We start from the raw sequence: 19925 nt of genomic DNA, 5'->3' as shown, positions 1-19925 counted from the left end.
TTAATAATTATAGACGGGTAAAAACAGATTGCTGCCAGTTAGAGAAGATTCCGAATGATCCGGGCTACAGGATACTACACCTGCGATAAAGTAAGGCGGCATAAAAGTATAAGGGGATTAACTATGTATTTACGTCCGGATGAGGTGGCTCGTGTGTTGGAAAATGCCGGGTTTGAAATGGACATTGTGACACCAAAAGCCTATGGCTATCGCCGCGGCGAAAGCTATGTCTATGTAAACCGGGAAGCGCGACTGGGGAGAACCGCACTGGTGATTCATCCGACCTTAAAAGAAAAAAGTCATACCTTTGCTGAGCCAGCCTCAGAAATGAAAACCTGTGATCATTATAAAGAATTTCCGCTCTACCTGGCGGCTGATCCGCACGAGCATTACGGTATTCCACACGGGTTTAGTTCCAGAATGGCACTGGAACGTTATATCCGTGGAGTCTTTGGCTGAAGGAAATGGCAAACCGCAGAGAAGATGGCCTCTGCGGTTTGCCGATACCTGGTTACTGGGCGGTAGGCCCAAGCATAGGCGACCGTTCTGTCTTATATTTTTCAAGGAACTGGTGCTGAAAAATACACATCCGGATAGTATTTCGATACTCCCCGTTTATAAAAAATTCGTGTTTCAGCACACCTTCTGTTTCAAAGCCAAGTTTGGAATAAATATGAATGGCTTTTTCGTTTTCCTGATCAACAATCAGATACAGTTTATATAAATTGAGTACCGAAAACCCGTATTCCATCGCCAGTCTGGCGGCCTGGCTGGCCAGTCCTTTCCCCTGATGCAATGGATCGATGATTATCTGGAATTCAGCCCGCCGGTGAACATGATTAATTTCTACCAGCTCGACCAGTCCGGCATTTTGACCCTCATGTTCGACAACGAAACGACGTTCAGTCTGATCATGAATATGTTTATTGTACAGATCTGAAAGTTCGACAAAAGCCTCATAAGGCTCTTCAAACCAGTAGCGCATTACACTGGCATTATTGTCCAGTTGATGAACAAAATGCAGATCTTCCCGTTCCAGCGGGCGAAGTTTAATGGTCATTGCCTGTTCCTTTTCTTTCAGCAAAGCCGCTGTTGAACGGTTTATCTGATAAACCTTACGACAGCCGACGACAGATCGAATCTACTACAGCACAGAGCAAAAATCTCTGGCACAGAGCTTGCATTAATCAGATCAACGTTTACAGAGGGGGATGGTGCTCCTCTGGATCAGGAGAAAGCAGTGATGCCAAAAAGTAATCTACAACACTATGGACTGACGGATAATTATCCACGTGATTTAATCGGTTATGCCGGTAAACCCCCCGCCGCAAACTGGCCCGGGAATGCCAGAGTGGCAGTACAGTTTGTACTTAATTACGAAGAAGGTGCTGAGAACCATATCTGGCACGGAGATGCCGGATCTGAGCAGTTTTTATCGGATATCGTCGGAGCCGCCAGCTTTCCGGCACAGCATATGTCTATGGATTCAATGTATGAATATGGCTCGCGGGCCGGATTCTGGCGAATCCACGCAGAATTTGCCAAACGTGGCTTGCCACTGACTGTGTTTGGTGTCGCTATGGCACTGGCACGCAACCCTGAAATAGTTTCCGCAATTAAAGCTGCGAACTACGATGTGGTTAGTCATGGCTGGCGTTGGATCCACTACCAGGATATGCCGCCAGAAGAAGAGCGCCGGCATATGAAACAGGCAATAGATGTGCTGACAGAGCTGTTCGGCAAGCCGCCCACTGGCTGGTATACCGGACGTGACAGCCCAAATACCCGTCAGTTACTGGTAGAGGAGGGGGGATTTCAGTATGACAGTGATAATTACGGTGATGATTTGCCGTTCTGGACGCCAGTGACCTGCACTTCAGGTGAAACCCGCCAGCACCTGGTCATCCCTTACACCCTTGAGTGTAACGATATGCGTTTTGCCACGCCGCAGGGCTTCAATACCGCAGAGCATTTTTTTAGTTATCTGCGTGACAGCTTTGATGTGTTGTACGCCGAGGGAGAAACCTCGCCGAAAATGATGTCTGTGGGTATGCATTGTCGGATTTTAGGAAGGCCAGGCCGTTTTCGGGCGTTACAGCGCTTCCTTGATCATATCAGTCAGTTTCCTGATGTCTGGGTATGCACCCGCCAGCAAATTGCTGATCACTGGATTAAGGCTCATCCTGCGCCCTAGTTCTGCTTGCTATTCCGCTAGCGCCCCCGGCAGACCGGGGGCAATCATTTATGACATCAGACTGACCTGAGCAGCAACAATCCTCCAGCCTTCGGGGAAACGTACCCAGCTCTGCTGCTGACGACCGATTTTGTCGGTATTGGCACGGGTAAATTCAGTGCTACATACTGCAAAATCATTGCCATAGGTGGTGATAACAGTATTGCGTAGTGTCCGATCCAGCCCTGCCGATGGTCGGGCAGCGCGAAACGCCTGGATCTGTTCAATACCATAAAGGTTTTCACCGGCCCCGAGACGTACCGTAAATGAGCTGTGCCAGAACAGTTCATCCAGCACGTCAATATCATTCCCGGTCAGTGCTTTTTCGTAGCGATAAAACTGAGCGGTAACCTCTTCTAAAACTTCCGGTGCATTGATAACTGGCGTGGTCATTCAGCGTTATTCCTGAGAGTAAAGGGTGGCAGGGTTATCTGTTGCTGTTCCAGTATTCTGGCGGCCTGCAGGGCATGAGCTTCTTTAAACGGAGCCGCAATAATCTGTACTCCAACGGAGAGGCCGTTAGCCGCTGGTAACGGGACGGTACACACCGGCAATCCTAAGAAGGAAATGGGTTGCGTCAGCATACCCATGTTGGCACGAACCGGCAGCTGTTGTTGATTAATCAGCATAGTTTCCTGATTGATCACCGTTGCGCTGCAAGGGGTTGCCGGGGCCAGCAGAATATCAACATCATCAAATACCGGGAGAGTCTGCTGGCTGAAATGGCGGCGAAAACGCTGAGCCTGAACATACCAACTGCCTGGCAACATTGCCCCTGCCAGCAATCTTTCCCGTGAGTGAATTTCAAACAACTCCGGATGTTCACGCAGTGCTGGCAGATACTGATTACCGCCTTCACTGGCACTGATAATAAACGCGGCAGAACGGGCCAGCGCAGCATCTTCCCACACAATTTCACAGCTGGCATTCAGCGCTTTTGCCACAACAGCAACTGCCTGTCGTGCTTCATCATCACACCATTGTGAAAAGTAACCCCCCAGTACGCCCACTCTGAGTGGTCTGACAGGTGCGGTATGAGAGAGAACCGGTTCAGCCGCTCTCGGAGACTGGAATGCATCATTCGGGTCCTGACCTTGCAGACAGTCATAGACTAATGCCAGGTCTTCAACGTTACGGGCAAAGGGGCCGATATGATCCAGGCTGGCAACGAAAGGATGTGAACCCTGACGGGACAGGCGACCATAAGTTGGTTTCAGACCAAATATCCCACATAACGATGCCGGAACCCTGATAGAACCATTGGTATCAGTGCCTAATGAAAATGGGATCAGTCCTGCCGCGACGGCAGCCGCTGAGCCGCCGGAGGATCCCCCGGCAATACGCTGTAAATCACGCGGATTATGACATGGGCCATAATGGCTGTTTTCTGTGGTGAAGCCATAAGCGTAGGCATCCATATTTAGCATGCCGGAAAGCAATGCACCGGACTGGCTGAGTCGGGTCACCGCATATGCATCTTCTGTTGCCGGTGTTCGTCCGGCAAACAGTCTGGCGCCCGCGACGGTGGAATATCCTTTTACATCAAACAGATTCTTAACTGCATACGGAATGCCACTCAGCGGGCCTCCGTGGTTTCCTTGCTGCTGTTGTTTATCAACCTGGTCGGCTTCCTGCAACATGCGTTCGCCAGTCACTTCCGTCCAGGCATTAATTTGCGGGTTATATTCAGCGATTAATTGCAGCGTATGGCTGGCGATTTCACGGGCGCTGACTTCTCCACGTAACCGGGCCTGTTGCAGTGCGCTGATAGTCATTTCGTTCAGATTCATAACCGGTAAACCCCTGCAATTTCCAGACGGTCATCCAGCGGATAATCCATCAGAGGTTGTGCCATACCGGCAATACGGGTGATCTGTACCAGTAATTCAGCACGTCTTTCTTCGTTCAGTTCAAGATCTAAAATCTTTTCCATATGTGCCAGATATTCTGACCATTCGACGGGTTGTGTCATTGGGTATTCTCCTCAGAAACCAGCGGCGCTACCGTTGCTACGTGGGTCATAGGCACCTTCGAGCATGCCATTACTATGCCGTACGATGGCACCGGCATGGCCGACGGCTTCGCTATAATCTTCAAGAATTTCGACGTCGTGACCCATTTCTTTCAGAGCCTTAATCACGGTTTCACTGAAACGGCCTTCGAGTTTTAGAGATTCTGAGGATTGTCCCCAGGTGCGGCCAAGTAACCAGCGAGGGGCCGAAATAGCCTGCTGTAAAGGGATATTCTGCTGAATATGGCGGGTAAACAGGGTAGCCTGGGTTTGTGGTTGACCATCTCCTCCCATCGAACCATAGACCATAACACGGCCATCATTCAGACGTGCTGCAGCCGGATTCAGAGTGTGGAAAGGCTGTTTGCCGGGCGCCAGACTCAGTAACTGATTAGGTTTCAGGGTAAAAGAGGCTCCGCGGTTCTGCCAGATAAGTCCGGTGTCAGGGATCACCACACCGCTGCCAAACTCATGATAAAGACTTTGAATAAATGATACGGCCATACCCTGGCTATCAATTATCCCCATCCACACCGTATCTCCGGGATTTCGCTGACCTTCTGTCAGGGCAGCTTTGGTCAGATCAATCCGTGCAGTGAGCTGATCGAGCGTGTCGTCATTCAGCAAACTTTGCGCGTCAATGGTCATTTCCCCGGGGTCGGTGAGGTATTTATCCCGCAGACTGAAAGCCTGTTTAGTGGCTTCTACAATCCGGTGGATACTTCCGACTTCATCGGCTGCCGGCATATCCAGCCGGTCGGTGATCCCTGCAATAGCCAGAGAAACCAATCCCTGGGTCGGTGGGGTCAGATTGTAAAGTGTGCCTGTACTGTGCTGTAGTTCCAGCGGTGTTCTGCGGCGGGCACGATGTTGCTGTAAATCCTGCAGCGTCACCGGCATACCCAGTTCAGCCATTCCTTGTGCAATTTTATCGGCCAGCGGGCCGCGATAAAAACTGTCGAGCCCCTGGTCTGCAAGCATTTTCAGTGTAGAGGCCAGCGCAGTTTGCTTAAAACGGCTGCCAGCTTGCGGTATCTGCCCTCCGGGCAGGTAGGTCTCAGCAAAACCAGGTTGGTGCTGCAATTCGTTGAGCTTGGCTGAACTGGCGGCGGCCTGTGACTGTGAAACCGGAATACCGTCGGTTGCGTAGCGGATCGCATCTCCCAGTAAATCTCCGACAGAAGCGGGTGCGAAGCCTAGTTCTTCAGAAACAGACAGCGCTTCCTGCCAGCCACTGACGGTGCCGGCGACGGTGAGTGCTGCTTTTGGGCCCCGGTAAGGGATGCTGTCCATTCCGGCATAAAATTCAGCTGATGCCAGACTACCAGCGGCGCCGCTGGCGTCGATTGCCTGAGGTTGTCCTTCCGGTGGGACTATCAGCCAGAAACTGTCACCGCCCAGGCCATTCATATGCGGATAGACCACCGCGATGGTCGCGGCTGCGGCAACCATTGCTTCAATGGCGTTGCCACCGCGGCGTAATACTGCCAGAGCACTTTCGCTGGCCAGATGGTGGGGCGTGACCGCCATACCATTAGGAGCCATATTGCTTTGATTCATGAGTTCCTCAATACGGGACTTGCTGAGATACCCCTTCCCTAGCAATTTTTGTTCCGTTTTGCTGAATTTTCGTTGGCCACGCATAACAATGGATCGAATTGTGCTAGCTTTTGCTGTAACAAACGTTGCAGGAGTGATGATGAAACAACTTGATCAACGGCTGGAAAGCCATTACGCCCGGTTGTCCCCGCGGGAAAAACGGGTTGCTGATTTTGTTTTTGATCACTTCGATGATTTGATCAGTTACAACAGCGCCGAACTGGCCAGACTGAGTGGGGTTTCAAAAGCGACAGTCAGTCGGTTATTCAAACGGCTGGGCTATGAAAAATATAAAGATATGCATGACGAACTCAGGACATTACGCCAGTCCGGCATGCCTCTGACAGACAATCGCGATGCAGTACAGGGAAATACCTTACTTGCGCGGCATTATAAGCAGGAAATGGCGAATCTGACGTACTGGACGAATGCCATTGATGCTCAGCAGTTTACCGAAATAATTCAGTCGCTTAGCCAGTCAAAGCGGGTGGTGATTATCGGATTACGTAACTCTTATCCGGTGGCGATGCATCTGCGCCTGCAACTGATGCAGGTTCGTAACCAGGTCTCTTTATTACCGTCACCGGGTCAGACATTGTCAGAGGAGCTGGCTGACCTGAATAATGAGGATGTTGTAATTGTCGTAGGGTTTCGCCGGCGGCCGGCCATTATCAGGCTGGTGCTGGAACAGCTGCAACGCCAGTTTGTCCCGACAGTACTGTTAAGTGAGCCCCAGGTGCCAGGGTTACAGGAACTGGCACGGTGGCAGCTGGCAACCCCTCTGGAAAGCGTATCAGCCTTTGATAGCTACAGTGCGGCGATGAGTCTGGTCAATCTGCTGTCCAATGCCTTACTGCATGAAATGCTGACCGAAGGGCGGCAACGAATTCATCAGATCGCTGATTTGTACCAGCAACTGGATGAACTGGAGAGACGTTAATGGGGCGCAGTTATGGTGCATTGCATTATTTTTGTGCATATTAATGCACTGAAGGATGACGGGTAATTCAGCTTTTAGTTTAACTATACTGGTTTTAAACAAATTTTTTTGTTTGTGCTTCTGGCACATTAGTTGCAAACATTAATTCATAAGAATCTTTTGTTTCACTTAAGGCCAGAGGAAAATATGAAAAAGTTGATGATGGTATTTGCAGGAATGGCTTTACTGGCCGCTCAGACCAGTCTGGCCCTTGCTGATCAGTGGCAGGATATCCAGAAAAGAGGTGTTATCCGGATTGCAGTACCACAGGATTTTGCTCCTTTTGGTTCTGTCGGTACAGATCTCCAGCCGCAAGGCTATGATATTGATATGGCCAGATACCTGGCGAAACAAATGAAACTAAAGTTACAAATGGTGCCGGTGAGTAGTGCTAACCGCGTGGCTTATTTGCAGACTGACAAAGTTGATTTAGTGATTTCCAGTCTGGGAAAAAATGCTGAACGTGAGAAGGTGATTGATTTCAGTAGTGCCTATGCACCTTTCTTCCTGGGAGTTTTCGGGCCTAAAGGTGAGACGCTGAAAGATGTGTCAGCCCTGAGTGGCAAAACCATTGGTGTGACCCGTGGTGCGGTGGAAGATTTGGTTCTGACCGGTATCGCCCCAAAAGACGCCAATATTCAGCGTTATGAAGATAATAATACCACTCTCTCGGCCTACCTTTCCGGCCATGTTCAGTATGTCGCAACCGGTAATCTGGTGATTGCAGCTATCGCTCGTCAGCATCCTTCTGATGCCCCCGTTGCCCAGTTTATGCTCAAAGATTCTCCCTGCTATATCGGCCTGAGAAAAGACGAACCGGCTCTGAAACAGGAAGTAAATACTCTGATTGCTCAGGGGATTAAAGATGGCACTTTAAATCAGTTGTCAGAAAAATGGATGAAAGCACCGTTACCGGCTGATTTAGGTAAGTAAGTGCTGCTGTGGCCTGACACCTAAATTTTCGGGAATCCAGGCGTTATCACCAGCCACTTATCTGCGAATTATTGAAGAGCGTATTCATTATTCCCGTGCTGGTCTGTACGGGAGGCAGCAATGTCGGGTCACCTTCACCACGATTCTGGTGATAACCCCGGATGCGCTGTCAGATGATGACATTGTCTCCACGCCGGACCCGGAGCTGACAGGCTAAGTTTGCGGGTCCCTGAACAAAACATCACTGAGAGAATGACACTTACCCTGGTCACTGATGAGATAAGTTTCGCCACAAATATCCGTAACCGGGCAGTGTTTATGCATCAGGTAAAAATTCCGGTGCCAGGCAACCGCAAAATGCTATTCGCGCAGTCGCTGGTGACCGGATTTAGACAATTTATCTCGTCGGTTCATTTGTAACCTCAATTTCAAAGGAACGAGTTATGGAACTCAGCCAGTTTTCACCCTTAAATCCACCACAACGCTTGCTGATGGGCCCGGGCCCGATTAACGCTTATCCTCAGGTATTGCGGGCAATGTCCAGCCAGTTACTTGGTCAGTATGATCCGGCGATGACTGGCTATATGAATGAGGTGATGGCGCTGTACCGTGGCGTATTTTGTACCCAAAATCAGTGGACCATGCTCCTTAACGGGACTTCCCGTGCCGGAATTGAAGCGATATTAATCTCAGCCATTAAGCCTGGCGATAAAGTGCTGGTTCCTGTATTCGGTCGGTTCGGGCATCTGTTGTGTGAGATAGCTCACCGCTGTCGCGCAGAAGTTCATACCATTGAGGTTCCGTGGGGTGAAGTCTTTACCGCCGATCAGATTGAAGATGCCATTCGCCAGATCAGGCCACGTATGCTGTTGACCGTACAAGGTGATACCTCCACTACCATGCTACAACCTCTGAATGAGCTGGGGGCGATTTGCCGTAAATATGACGTGCTGTTCTATACCGATGCAACGGCATCACTGGGAGGCAACGTACTGGAGACCGATGCATGGGGGCTGGATGCGGTTTCTGCCGGGATGCAAAAGTGCCTGGGAGGACCTTCCGGGACATCTCCCGTGACTCTTAGTCCGGCGATGGAAGCTGTTATTCGGCAGCGCAAGCGGGTAGAGCAGGGGATCCGCACTGCCGATCACCAGGACGGCGATGAGGAAATGATCTATTCCAACTATTTTGATCTGGGGATGATCATGGATTACTGGGGACCTGAACGGTTGAATCATCATACCGAAGCAACCAGTGCATTATTTGCCGCCCGTGAATGTGCGCAAATTATCCTGAAAGAAGGTGTGGAAGCGGGTATTGCCCGGCATAAACTACACGGTGATGCCATGCTGAAAGGCATTCAGGCCATGGGATTACAGGTATTCGGTGATATCAGCCACAAAATGAATAATGTGCTGGGGGTTATCATCCCACAACAGGTGAATGGTGATCAGGTTCGCAGCATGATGCTGAACGATTTTGGTATTGAAATCGGCACTTCATTTGGGCCGCTGCACGGTAAAGTCTGGCGCATTGGCACCATGGGCTATAACGCCCGTAAGCAGTGTGTGTTACAGACGCTGACTGCTCTGGAAGCAGTGCTTAACCAGCTAAAATTCAGCACAGTCCAGGGGGCAGCGATGCAGGCCGCCTGGGATCATTATCAGACGGAAGGCAATCATGGATAACGGTATGAGCCCTGTTCAGGCGCAGCAGGCTGGCAACCGTGTGATGACCCGTAGCGATGAACTGGCAAGCATCAGTGAAACGCAGGGGCAGCTCACCCGCGTTTATTTGTCGCCTGAGCATTTGCGTGCCAACCAACAGGTAGCTGAATGGATGCAGGCGGCAGGAATGCGGACATGGCAGGACGAGGTAGGAAATATTTGCGGTCGTTATGAAGGTCAGACGGCCAATGCTCCGGCAATCCTGTTGGGCTCCCACCTGGATAGTGTCAGAAATGCAGGTCGTTATGATGGCCCGCTGGGAGTACTCACTGCCATTGAAACTGTTAGCTGGCTTCACCAGCAAAACATCCGCTTGCCGGTGGCTGTTGAAGTGGTTGGTTTTGCCGATGAAGAAGGCACCCGGTTTGGTATTACTTTACTGGGGAGCAAAGGGATCACCGGGCGTTGGCTGGAATCCTGGGCGAATCATCCGGATGCCGAAGGAATTACGGTCGCTCAGGCTATGCAAGCCTGCGGGCTGGATGTGGCGAAAATAGGCCAGGCTGCACGCCGGCCTGAAGAAATCGCGGCTTATCTGGAGTTGCATATTGAGCAGGGACCTTGCCTGGAAGATGCCGGACTGGCACTCGGGGTAGTGACTGCCATCAATGGAGCCAGACGTCTGAATTGCCGCTTTACCGGGCTTGCCGGACACGCGGGCACAGTTCCGATGACTCACCGGAAAGATGCTTTGGCGGCGGCAGCAGAGTGGATGGTTTTTATTGAAAGCTGTACTCAACAGCGCGGTTCTCAGCTGGTGGCCACGGTTGGTACCATTTCCTGTGCTCCCGGGGCTGTTAATGTGATTGCCGGAGAAGCGAAACTGTCGCTGGATATTCGCGGACCGCAGGACGAGCCTCTGGCCGCGCTGCTGGAAACGTTACTTGAACAGGGGAAACAAATTGCCCTGCGTCGTGGATTACAGTTCAGCGCTGAAGAGTTCTATGGAATTCCGGCAACTGCTTGTGATGAAGGGCTGCAACAGGCATTTACCGATGCGGTTACTGAAGTTCAGGGGCAATCAATGTTACTTCCCAGCGGTGCGGGGCATGATGCAATTGCGATTGCTGAATGCTGGCCGGTTGCGATGCTGTTTGTTCGTTGTGCCGGCGGTATCAGCCATCACCCGGCTGAGTCAGTCACCCCGGAAGATGTGGCTTTGGCTATTCGTGCTTACCTGCTGGCGATTCAGCGGGTTGCTGACCAGCATAAGTCTGCTGCCTGAGCTATTGATTATACGGAGAAGTGTTGTCTGATGAATATCGTCCAGTTTAATCACCTTTCGCTATCAGAAGCTAAAGCTGCCATTGAAGCCTGTGTTGCAATAGAAAGCTGGCAGCAACAGCTGGTGGCAGCCAGACCGTTTGATTCAGCCACTCAGTTAATGGAGGTTGCACGGTCGCTGACAGAAAACTGGCAGGAGACGGAACTGCTGCAGGCACTGAGTGCCCATCCGCGGATTGGTGAAAAAGCTACCGGCAGTCAGTCGCATGCTACGGCATCACGTTCTGAACAGTCTGCTGTACTCTCAGCAGATAGTCAGATAAAACAACAGATGTCAGAGGGAAACCGAGCCTATGAACAACGGTTCGGTCGTATCTTTTTGATCAGGGCCAAAGGGCGCAGCCCACAGGATATTCTGGCTTGCCTGGAGCAACGTCTGAATAATAATGACACCACTGAGATACAGGAAAGCATTCAGCAACTGCGGGAGATTACGTTGTTGCGTTTGCAGGAGATCTTTTCATGAGCACTATCACCACCCATATTCTGGATACAGCGCTCGGCAAACCCGCCCGCGATGTCAGAATTACTCTGGAGCAGCAATCACCTGAAGGTTGGTCGTTGACAGGACAGGGGAAAACGGACAATGACGGGCGACTGAAATCACTGACAACGGAACCAGTAACTCCGGGACATTACCGACTGACTGCAGAAATTGGTGACTATTTTGCGGTGACCGGACGACAGTCATTGTACCTGACGGCACAGATTGATTTTTTGATCCCTGAAGCAGGCAGCCATTACCATCTGCCATTTTTGATTACACCATGGTCATGGTCAACCTATCGCGGTAGCTGATATCAGTCTGACAGCTGGCTGTGGAAAATCATCACAGCCAGCTGTCAGTGATATTTACAGATCAAGAGTAAAATCGTCAGCATCACGCCAGGCCGGAAAACGCTCGCGATAGGCCTGTAACTCACTCAGTGACAGAACTGCCTGAGCAACCGCGGGTTGACTGGCCGGTAATGTAACCAGCAGCTCACCTGTCGGGCTGATGATTCTGCTGTCACCACTGTAGCTGTGGTTATTCGCATCATCCCCTACACGGTTACAACCCATCACGTAAGCCTGATTCTCGATAGCTCTGGCGAGCAACAGTGCCTGCCAGTGCAGACTACGTGGTGCCGGCCAGCTGGCGATATACAGTGCCAGATCATAATCATTACGATTACGTGAAAAAACCGGGAAACGCAGGTCATAGCAGACTTGTGGCAGAATCCGCCAGCCACGCCACTCAACGATCACCCGCTGCTGACCAGCCTGATAATAGTGATGTTCATCCCCCATCCGGAACAGGTGACGTTTATCATAACGATGAACCTCACCTTCCGGGGTAACCAGCAGAAAACGGTTCACTGCGCCTTCCGGAGTTTGTAGTGCAACACTTCCCCCCACCAGGGCCTGAAAACGGCTAGCCTGAGCATGTAACCACTCAATGACTACCGGCTCAGGCAGTGAACTTTTAGCCGCTTCCATAGCAAAACCGGTCGTGAACATCTCTGGCAGCAGAATCAAATCGGCTTCGGAGACTTCGTTCAGAGCCTGTTCAAAATGGCGAAAGTTGGCTTCACCATCCATCCAGACCAGGGGTTGCTGTAATAGCGCGACTTTTAGATCTGACATAATTTCTCCGCAGCGGCCTGCAATGTGGATTCCTGCTTAGCAAAACAGAGACGGACCAGCTTGTGAGGAAATTCACCGGCACAAAACACCGATAACGGAATGGCTGCAACACCGACTTCTTTGGTCAGCCACAGGCAGAAATTCACATCATCCATGTCTGATATTGCACTGTAATCGAGTAGCAGGAAGTAGGTTCCTTCACACGGCAGAACTTTAAAACGGCTGTTCTGCAGTGCATTGGTCAGGAAATCACGGCGGCTGCGGTAAAACTCTGGTAATTCCAGATAATGCTCCGGTTCCTGACGCAGCATATCCGCCAGTGCCAGCTGCGCCGGGGTATTTACGGCAAAGGTCAGGAACTGGTGAACCTTGCGAATTTCGGCTGAAATACCAGCAGGAGCCACGCAGTAACCTACTTTCCAGCCAGTCATGTGGAATGTTTTACCAAAAGACGATACCGCAATTCCGCGCTCACGTAATTGTGGGTGCTGTAGCAGGCTGACATGTCCGGCAGGTGCAAAACAGATATGCTCGTAAACCTCGTCACTCAGGACATAGATTTCCCGTGACTGAATTGCCTGCCACAGGCTGGCGAAATCGCTACTCTGCCAGACAGTGGCTGTTGGGTTATGCGGGGTATTGAGGATCACTAACCGGGTTTTATCACTCAGCAACTGATCAAATGCCTGCCAGTCCGGACGGAATCCCGGTGGCTGTAATGCGATACGTTTCAGGATGCCGCCGGATAATTCTACCGCGGGCGCATAGCTGTCATAACTTGGATCAAAACAGATAACTTCATCACCCGGTCTGACCAGCGCGGTGATCGCCGCAAACAGGGCTTCGGTAGCACCGGCCGTGACCGTAATATCGGTATTCACATCCGGGGTAAAGTCATAGCAGCGGTGAGTTTTTTCAGCAATAGCTTCGCGCAGCGACTGGGTTCCGGTCATTGGTGCATACTGGTTTGCTCCCTGGCTAACATGCAAGGCCAGGCGCTGTTGCAGATATTCCGGACCATCGAAATCAGGAAATCCCTGTGACAGGTTAATCGCGTTGTGTTGTTGTGCCAGGGCACTCATCTGACTGAAAATGGTGGTTCCCAGAGCAGGGAGTTTGCTTTCGGGGGTGAAGGTCTGCTGCGTCATTATTACTCTGCCTTATCTGCGGCTGTCCGGGTGAAAGATTAATCACTTGTCAGTTATACCTTTATTGATGCCACTATAAACAGGATGGTAATATTTGGCAATCAAGACACTTAGATGGCTAAATAGTAATTTGCGTTGCTGAACCTAAAAAAATAATGTCTGTTTTTCAGACAACAGGCAGCTATGCTGCGGAGGGTGAATGATTCGAGCAATTGTGACGGATATTGAAGGAACAACCAGTGATATCCGCTTTGTCCACCAGGTGTTATTTCCTTATGCACGTCAGCACCTGGCATCATGGATTAATCAAAATATTCATCGGTCAGAAGTGCTTCAGGCGCTTGATGACCTTAAAATCGAGCTGGCACAACCCGCTGCTGACAGAGAGCAACTGATTACCGCACTGTACCGGTTTATGGATGAAGACCGTAAATCTACTGCGCTGAAGGCATTGCAGGGGATGATCTGGCGGGAGGGTTATCTGAACGGCAGTTTTACCGGACATTTATACCCGGATGTATTGCCGGCATTGAGAAGCTGGCAACAGCAGGGGCTGGCACTCTATGTCTACTCCTCTGGTTCGGTCGCCGCGCAAAAGCTGTTATTTGGTTACAGCGATGCCGGAGATATCAATAACCTGTTCAGTGGTTATTTTGATACCCATGTGGGAGCCAAGCGGGAAGTAGAGTCTTACCGGAATATTGCACGTCAGTTGGGAATTGATGCCGGACAGCTGCTGTTCTTGTCAGATATCCACCAGGAACTGGATGCAGCACAGCAGGCTGGCTGGAAAACGCGGCAGTTAATCCGCGACGATGCTGATAACGACAGCGTTCACCTTCAGGTGAGCAGTTTTGAGCAGATTAACCCACAGGAGATCTGAGATGAGTGCTTTGACGATTTTTACTGACAGTGATGCTCTTCAGCCGGTTTGGCACAGTGAAGAGGCCACCGAAATTCACGACAAGCTGGCAGAAAAGCATGTCCGGTTTGAACGCTGGGCGGCTGACCGTGATTTAGGGGATAACCCAACGCCGGATAGCGTGCTGGAAGCCTATCAGCATGAGATAGAGAAACTGGTAGCAGAAAAAGGCTACCAGAGCTGGGATGTGATCAGTATGCGGGCTAACCACCCCGATAAGCAGGTCCTTCGTGACAAATTTCTGTCAGAACATACTCATGGCGAAGATGAAGTGCGCTTCTTTGTTGAAGGGGAAGGGTTATTTTGCCTGCACCTTGACGGTCATGTGTATCAAATTCTGTGCGTAAAGAACGACCTGATCTCGGTGCCCGCAGGAACTGCCCACTGGTTTGATATGGGTTCAGAGCCTAATTTTACCGCGATTAGAATCTTTGATAATCCGGAAGGTTGGGTGGCACGGTTTACCGGTGACAAGATAGCAGACAGTTATCCCCGTCTGGCCTGACGGGGATAGTGATTGCTACAGGGTTTTGGTTGGGTGAAATATGCCTTCAGCCACCTGTTGTGGAGTTACCACACCACTGTCCAGTACCCAACCACTGATAAGGTTCGCCGGAGTCACATCGAAAGCCGGATTATGCACCCGAATATTTTCCGGAGCCCACTGTACCGCTCCAAAGCAGCCGGACACCCCGGTGACTTCGGTGGCGGCACGTTGTTCAATCGGAATCTGTTTTCCGGAAGGACAGAAGCGGTCCAGAGTAGTCTGTGGAGCGGCAACATAAAACGGAATCCCGTGATGACGGGCCAGCACGGCCAGACTATATGTACCGATCTTATTGGCTACATCGCCGTTGGCGGCAATCCGGTCTGCCCCGACCCAGACAGCATCAACTTTGCCCTCTGCCATAAGCGCTGCTGCCATGCTGTCAGTGATTAGCTGGCAGGGGACTCCGGCTTCCGACAACTCCCATGCGGTAAGACGTCCTCCCTGCAATAGCGGGCGGGTCTCACCAACCCAGACATTCGCCACTTTCCCTTGCTGCCAGGCTCGCAGAACAACACCGAGTGCGGTGCCGACTCCGGCCGTTGCCAGTCCGCCAGTATTACAGTGAGTCAGGAGTTGGCTGCCTGGTTTAACCAGCGGTACGCCGGCATCGGCAATATTGTCGCATAGCTGGCGGTCTTCGTTGATAAGCCGCAGAGCTTCTTCCTCCATTGCTGATACAAATTGATCAGCAGCCAGCGCCTGTGACATCCGGTCAAGATTATTCATCAGATTTACCGCTGTCGGGCGCGCAGCCCGCAAGGTTTGTAATGATTCCTGTAGAGCATTACGTGGCATTCCGGCCCCGGCCTGCAAAGCAAGTAACAGTGACGCCGACAGGCCAATCAGCGGTGCGCCTCTGACCCGTAAAGCATGAATATGCTCAACCAACTGACCGGTAGTATGGGCACTCAGCCAGTTTTTTTCCTGAGGCAGGGCCTGCTGATCCAGGATCCATAACTGGTTACTGACAATTTTCAGGCTGGTGGTTTGCAGGTTTTGCATCGTTATCATTTCCGGGTTGCTCAACGGGCGGTTAGTATGCCAATATGCGTGATGGATGTGTAGACGTCTGAACGGCTTAAAATAACAAGTTATCAGCAGAGAGGATACAGGCAATGTCGCAATACCAAACATTCACCGCCACAGATGCTGTGGAATATGCCAGAAAATTTTCCGGTCTGAAACACCCGGAAACACTGGTGGATGCGCTGGAGGTTGGCGACGGCAATCTGAATCTGGTATTCAAAATTCTTGATCAACAGGGAGTTAGCCGGGTTATTGTCAAACAGGCCCTGCCGTATGTTCGCTGTGTGGGTGAGTCGTGGCCACTGACTCTGGATCGTGCCCGGCTGGAGGCTGAAACTCTGATCGGGCATTATCGTTTCTGTCCTGAGCATACTGTCAATGTCACGCACTATGATCCAGAGCTGGCAGTAATGATGATGGAAGATCTTTCTGATTACAAAATCTGGCGCGGTGAATTAGTCCGGGGTCGGTACTATCCCCGGGCTGCAGCACAGTTGGGGCATTATCTGGCCAGTGTGCTATTTTCCGGTTCTGATTTTGCACTGCACGCTCATGAGAAGAAAGCCCGGGTAGCGCAGTTTATTAACCCGGAGATGTGTGAGATCACTGAAGATCTTTTCTTTAACGATCCTTATACCGAACATCCACGAAATGATTATCCGCAGGCTCTGGAGCCGTTGGTGGCTTCGTTACGTGACGATGGTGAGTTGCGTCTTAGAATTGCAGAGCTGAAATTTGCCTTTCTGACTCATGCCGAAACGTTGTTGCACGGGGATATACATTCGGGATCCATCTTTGTGACTGAAACCGGACTGAAGGCTATCGACGCCGAATTTGGTTATTACGGCCCGATGGGTTTTGATATTGGTACCGCTATCGGTAATTTATTACTGAACTATTGTGGTCTGCCTGGTTTACTGGCTCCCAGAGAAGCTGCTGACGCCAGAGAGCAGCGTCTGGCAGATATTGTTACTTTGTGGCAGACCTTCAGCGCAGAATTTTTATCCCGTAGTCAACAGACCCGCGATATAGCTCTGGCTGTCCCCGGTTATGCTGAGCGTTTTTTACAGAAAGTCTGGCAGGATGCTATCGGGTTCAGCGGAACAGAACTTATCCGGCGTACCGTAGGGATGTCACATGTCGCGGATATTAGTGAAGTAAGCGACGATATGATGCGACTTGATTGTCTGCGTCATGCTATCACTCTGGGGCGTACCTTAATTCTTGCTGCGGCTCATATTCAGGACGCAGATGCTCTGGTTGCCCGTATCCGTCAGACCGCCTGAAAACGGACCCTGCCTGAGGCAGGATCCATTTCAGTGATTCAGGCTGCTTTTCCCGGATGAGCGTCGCTGGTTGTCGCAGGTTTATCACTTGCTGCGGCCAGTGCATCCGCGGCAAAGTCGTCAACATTAATGGTCTGCAACCGACTCACCTCAGCACGGCGTAAAATTTCAGCGTCATCATGCGTCAGCCATCCCTCTTTCAGACCTTCATCGGCCAGCTCATCCAGCCGGACAAATTGCGGTTTTTTCTTCAACTGTGGTGATACTCTGTCCATCAGATTTTCTGCCGCAATAATGTCGTTCAACGCCTGCTCTGCCAACCCGGCAGGGTTGTTTTCACTGGCTGCAAGATACTGTCCCCGGCCCAGGCGTGAGCGGGTCTCTGACGGAGTTTGCAGAATCTGAGCCAGTTTATGATCCAGCCGGTCAGTCGGTGCCTGGCTGTAGCGTCCGGTGGGGAAGATAAACAGCCGCAAAACCCCCGCCAGCCATCTGACCGGGAAGTTACGTAGCAGTTCTTCAATCGCGGTATCCGCGCGGTTTACCGCATCACTCACTGCCCATTCTACCAGTGGCAAATCTTCCCGCGGACGCCCCTCATCATGAAAACGTTTCAACGCCGCCGAAGCCAGATAGAGCTGGCTCAGAATGTCTCCAAGGCGTGCAGAAGTCCGCTCACGACGTTTCAGGCTGCCTCCAAGGGCTGCCATGGAAATATCTGCCAGTAATGCCAGGTTAGCACTCAGACGGTTGAGTTGCTGATAGGTACCCCGGGTAGCATCACTGACCGGAGCACGGCTGCCTTTACCGCGGGTTATCCCCAGCCACAGACTGCATAGCAGGTTAGCCGCAACATGACCGGTATGTCTGAACAAAGCGTCATCAAATCCGGCCAGATCCTGCTGTTGTGCCGCTGTCATCTCTTTTAACAGGAACGGGTGGCAGCGAATTGCCCCCTGACCAAAGATAATCATGCTGCGGGTCAGAATATTAGCCCCTTCAACAGTAATTGCGATGGGTGCTCCCTGATATGCGCGGGCAAGGAAATTACTTTTGCCCAGCATGATGCCTTTACCCCCGGCGATATCCATGGCATCGATGATGCTGCGTTGCCCACGGTCGGTACAGTGATACTTGACGATGGCAGATAGCACGGCAGGTTTTTCCCCGGCCACAATACCGTAAGTAATCAGTGATGCAGCAGCGTCCATGACATAACTGTTTCCTGCAATGCGGGCCAGTGGTTCTTCAATACCTTCCATTTTTCCAATCGGAATACGGAACTGACGACGAATGCGGGCATAAGCGCCGGTGGCCAGGGCAATAGTTTTAAGACTGCCGGTAGAGTTTGAAGGCAGAGTAATTCCACGACCAACCGCCAGACATTCAACCAGCATCCGCCATCCCTGACCGGCCATTTTCGGACCACCAATGATGTAATCGAGCGGGACAAAGATATCTTTGCCGCGGGTTGGTCCGTTCTGGAAAGGAATATTTAGTGGGAAATGACGACGACCAATTTCTACCCCGGGGGTGGCTACCGGGATAAGGGCACAGGTAATCCCAAGGCTGGTGGTCTCACCCAGAATATGTTGAGGATCGTACAGTTTGAATGCCAGGCCCAGAACGGTGGCAATTGGTGCCAGGGTGATGTAGCGTTTGTTCCAGGTAAGACGCATACCCACCACCTGTTTACCCTGCCATTCGCCGTAGCAGACCACACCTGTATCTGGTATAGCTCCGGCATCTGAGCCCGCTTCAGGACTGGTCAAAGCAAAGCAGGGGATCTCTTCGCCACGCGCGAGTCGCGGCAGATAGTGTTGTTTCTGTTCATCAGTACCGTAATGCTGCAGCAATTCTCCTGGTCCAAGAGAATTAGGTACCCCGACGGTAATTGCCAGAATACCGGAAACCCCGGCCAGTTTTTGTAACACCAAAGACTGGGCATAGGCAGAAAATTCCAGACCGCCATACTCTTTCTTAATGATCATGGCAAAGAAGCGATGATCTTTCAGGTACTGCCAGAGTTCAGGAGGAAGATCGGCCAGCTCATGGCTGATTTGAAAATCACAGGCCATACGACAGGCTTCGGTAACCGGACCCTCCAGGAATGCCTGCTCTTCCGGGCTAAGTTCCGGCTGCTTGTAACTGTGCAGTTTTTGCCAGTCAGGACGGCCACTGAATAAATCGCCTTCCCACCATGTGGTACCGGCATCGATGGCTTCTTTTTCTGTGGTGGACATTGCCGGCATGACCTGGTTAAACCGGCTCATGACAGCCCGGCTGATCAGTGACTGACGCAGCGCCGGTACATTGAGAATCAGCAGAATGAGGAATACCGGTAATAATACCCAGGCATTCCACAAGCCGGACAGGGCGAGTACAACCCCGAAGGCAGCCAGAATCAGGCTGGAAGTTCGCAATGTCAGGCGCCGACCGATAAGCACGGCAATCAGCACCAGGGTGGCAAGTATACTGAGTATTATCATAGTAAACTGCTCCGTTCATGGTAAGAGGTCTGACCTGTTGTCATTATGGTGTAATTTAGCTGGGATTTTTTATCAATCAGTTCACATGATAATTACAATCCATCTCACAGAA

Annotated in this window: 21 protein-coding genes; 12 read left to right on the top strand and 9 right to left on the bottom strand. The window is 51.2% G+C overall.

All coding sequences use genetic code 11. From position 1 onward, the window contains the following. The first annotated feature begins 123 nt into the window (after positions 1-123). Positions 124-459 (top strand): DUF2002 family protein, encoded by a 336-nt coding sequence (locus A7K98_RS15780; protein WP_087489415.1) that lies wholly within the window; start codon positions 124-126, stop codon positions 457-459. 52 nt (positions 460-511) lie between these two features. On the opposite strand, the gene speG is transcribed toward A7K98_RS15780, so the two are convergent. Continuing rightward, a complete protein-coding gene (gene speG, locus A7K98_RS15775; RefSeq protein ID WP_087489414.1) occupies positions 512-1060 on the bottom strand; it encodes a spermidine N1-acetyltransferase in 549 nt (182 codons plus the stop codon). A 183-nt stretch (positions 1061-1243) separates the two neighbouring features. Between speG and puuE the strand changes: the two genes are divergently transcribed. Beyond that, entirely contained in the window at positions 1244-2194 is a 951-nt protein-coding gene (puuE, locus tag A7K98_RS15770; protein ID WP_087489413.1) for an allantoinase PuuE, read from the top strand. A gap of 48 nt (positions 2195-2242) precedes the next feature. Here puuE and hpxZ read toward each other — a convergent pair whose 3' ends face one another. From hpxZ to A7K98_RS15750, 4 genes are read right to left on the bottom strand one after another with little or no spacing between them, the layout of a single operon-like run. Next, positions 2243-2626, bottom strand: coding sequence for an oxalurate catabolism protein HpxZ (gene hpxZ / locus A7K98_RS15765; RefSeq protein WP_087489412.1), 384 nt, complete (start codon positions 2624-2626; stop codon positions 2243-2245). Continuing rightward, positions 2623-4023, bottom strand: a complete 1401-nt coding sequence (locus A7K98_RS15760; protein ID WP_087489411.1) for an AtzE family amidohydrolase — start codon at positions 4021-4023, stop codon at positions 2623-2625. Before A7K98_RS15760 ends, hpxZ begins: the two co-directional genes overlap by 4 nt. Continuing rightward, positions 4020-4205 (bottom strand): oxalurate catabolism protein HpxX, encoded by a 186-nt coding sequence (gene hpxX / locus A7K98_RS15755; RefSeq protein ID WP_038022849.1) that lies wholly within the window; start codon positions 4203-4205, stop codon positions 4020-4022. Before hpxX ends, A7K98_RS15760 begins: the two co-directional genes overlap by 4 nt. 12 nt (positions 4206-4217) lie before the next feature. Then, the gene (locus tag A7K98_RS15750; protein ID WP_087489410.1) at positions 4218-5804 is read right to left on the bottom strand and encodes a gamma-glutamyltransferase family protein; all 1587 of its coding nucleotides are present in this window, start codon (positions 5802-5804) and stop codon (positions 4218-4220) included. Between the two features lie 139 nt (positions 5805-5943). Between A7K98_RS15750 and A7K98_RS15745 the strand changes: the two genes are divergently transcribed. The 7 genes from A7K98_RS15745 (at position 5944) to uraH (ending at position 11564) form a co-directional block, all read left to right on the top strand. Next, the gene (locus A7K98_RS15745) at positions 5944-6783 is read left to right on the top strand and encodes a MurR/RpiR family transcriptional regulator (RefSeq protein WP_087489409.1); all 840 of its coding nucleotides are present in this window, start codon (positions 5944-5946) and stop codon (positions 6781-6783) included. Between the two features lie 186 nt (positions 6784-6969). Then, positions 6970-7755, top strand: a complete 786-nt coding sequence (locus A7K98_RS15740) for a transporter substrate-binding domain-containing protein (RefSeq protein ID WP_087489408.1) — start codon at positions 6970-6972, stop codon at positions 7753-7755. 252 nt (positions 7756-8007) lie between these two features. Next, positions 8008-8175: a hypothetical protein gene (locus tag A7K98_RS21410; RefSeq protein ID WP_157665986.1), complete on the top strand. Its 168-nt coding sequence runs from the start codon at positions 8008-8010 to the stop codon at positions 8173-8175. 23 nt (positions 8176-8198) lie between these two features. Then, a complete protein-coding gene (locus A7K98_RS15735) occupies positions 8199-9443 on the top strand; it encodes a pyridoxal-phosphate-dependent aminotransferase family protein (protein ID WP_087489407.1) in 1245 nt (414 codons plus the stop codon). Then, the gene (gene hpxK / locus A7K98_RS15730) at positions 9436-10707 is read left to right on the top strand and encodes an allantoate amidohydrolase (protein ID WP_232461552.1); all 1272 of its coding nucleotides are present in this window, start codon (positions 9436-9438) and stop codon (positions 10705-10707) included. The genes A7K98_RS15735 and hpxK overlap by 8 nt, the downstream gene beginning before the upstream one ends. A gap of 30 nt (positions 10708-10737) precedes the next feature. Next, entirely contained in the window at positions 10738-11232 is a 495-nt protein-coding gene (gene uraD, locus A7K98_RS15725; RefSeq protein WP_087489406.1) for a 2-oxo-4-hydroxy-4-carboxy-5-ureidoimidazoline decarboxylase, read from the top strand. Continuing rightward, positions 11229-11564 (top strand): hydroxyisourate hydrolase, encoded by a 336-nt coding sequence (gene uraH, locus A7K98_RS15720; RefSeq protein WP_038022834.1) that lies wholly within the window; start codon positions 11229-11231, stop codon positions 11562-11564. Before uraD ends, uraH begins: the two co-directional genes overlap by 4 nt. Before the next feature lie 54 nt (positions 11565-11618). Here the strand turns inward: uraH and A7K98_RS15715 are convergent, their stop codons facing one another. Together A7K98_RS15715 and A7K98_RS15710 are read right to left on the bottom strand one after the other, a co-directional pair. Then, complete coding sequence (locus tag A7K98_RS15715; RefSeq protein ID WP_087489405.1) at positions 11619-12392, bottom strand: amidohydrolase; 774 nt, start codon at positions 12390-12392, stop codon at positions 11619-11621. Continuing rightward, entirely contained in the window at positions 12380-13540 is a 1161-nt protein-coding gene (locus A7K98_RS15710; protein ID WP_087489404.1) for a pyridoxal phosphate-dependent aminotransferase, read from the bottom strand. Before A7K98_RS15710 ends, A7K98_RS15715 begins: the two co-directional genes overlap by 13 nt. Positions 13541-13739: 199 nt before the next feature. Between A7K98_RS15710 and mtnC the strand changes: the two genes are divergently transcribed. Continuing rightward, positions 13740-14423, top strand: a complete 684-nt coding sequence (mtnC, locus tag A7K98_RS15705; RefSeq protein WP_087489403.1) for an acireductone synthase — start codon at positions 13740-13742, stop codon at positions 14421-14423. A 1-nt stretch (position 14424) separates the two neighbouring features. Then, entirely contained in the window at positions 14425-14967 is a 543-nt protein-coding gene (locus tag A7K98_RS15700) for a 1,2-dihydroxy-3-keto-5-methylthiopentene dioxygenase (protein WP_087489402.1), read from the top strand. A gap of 15 nt (positions 14968-14982) precedes the next feature. On the opposite strand, the gene mtnA is transcribed toward A7K98_RS15700, so the two are convergent. Further along, complete coding sequence (gene mtnA, locus A7K98_RS15695; protein ID WP_087489401.1) at positions 14983-16014, bottom strand: S-methyl-5-thioribose-1-phosphate isomerase; 1032 nt, start codon at positions 16012-16014, stop codon at positions 14983-14985. Between the two features lie 113 nt (positions 16015-16127). Between mtnA and mtnK the strand changes: the two genes are divergently transcribed. Then, positions 16128-17324 carry an S-methyl-5-thioribose kinase gene (mtnK, locus tag A7K98_RS15690; protein ID WP_087489400.1) on the top strand — a complete coding sequence of 399 codons (1197 nt, stop codon included), beginning with the start codon at positions 16128-16130 and terminating at the stop codon, positions 17322-17324. A 38-nt stretch (positions 17325-17362) separates the two neighbouring features. On the opposite strand, the gene fadE is transcribed toward mtnK, so the two are convergent. Continuing rightward, on the bottom strand, positions 17363-19813 hold the full coding sequence (gene fadE / locus A7K98_RS15685; protein WP_087489399.1) for an acyl-CoA dehydrogenase FadE: 2451 nt from the start codon (positions 19811-19813) through the stop codon (positions 17363-17365). Positions 19814-19925: the final 112 nt, after the last annotated feature.

The sequence above is a fragment of the Tatumella citrea genome, from assembly GCF_002163585.1.
In the GTDB taxonomy this organism is placed as follows: Bacteria; Pseudomonadota; Gammaproteobacteria; order Enterobacterales; family Enterobacteriaceae; genus Tatumella; species Tatumella citrea.
This window is presented reverse-complemented; position numbering and strand designations above follow the sequence as displayed.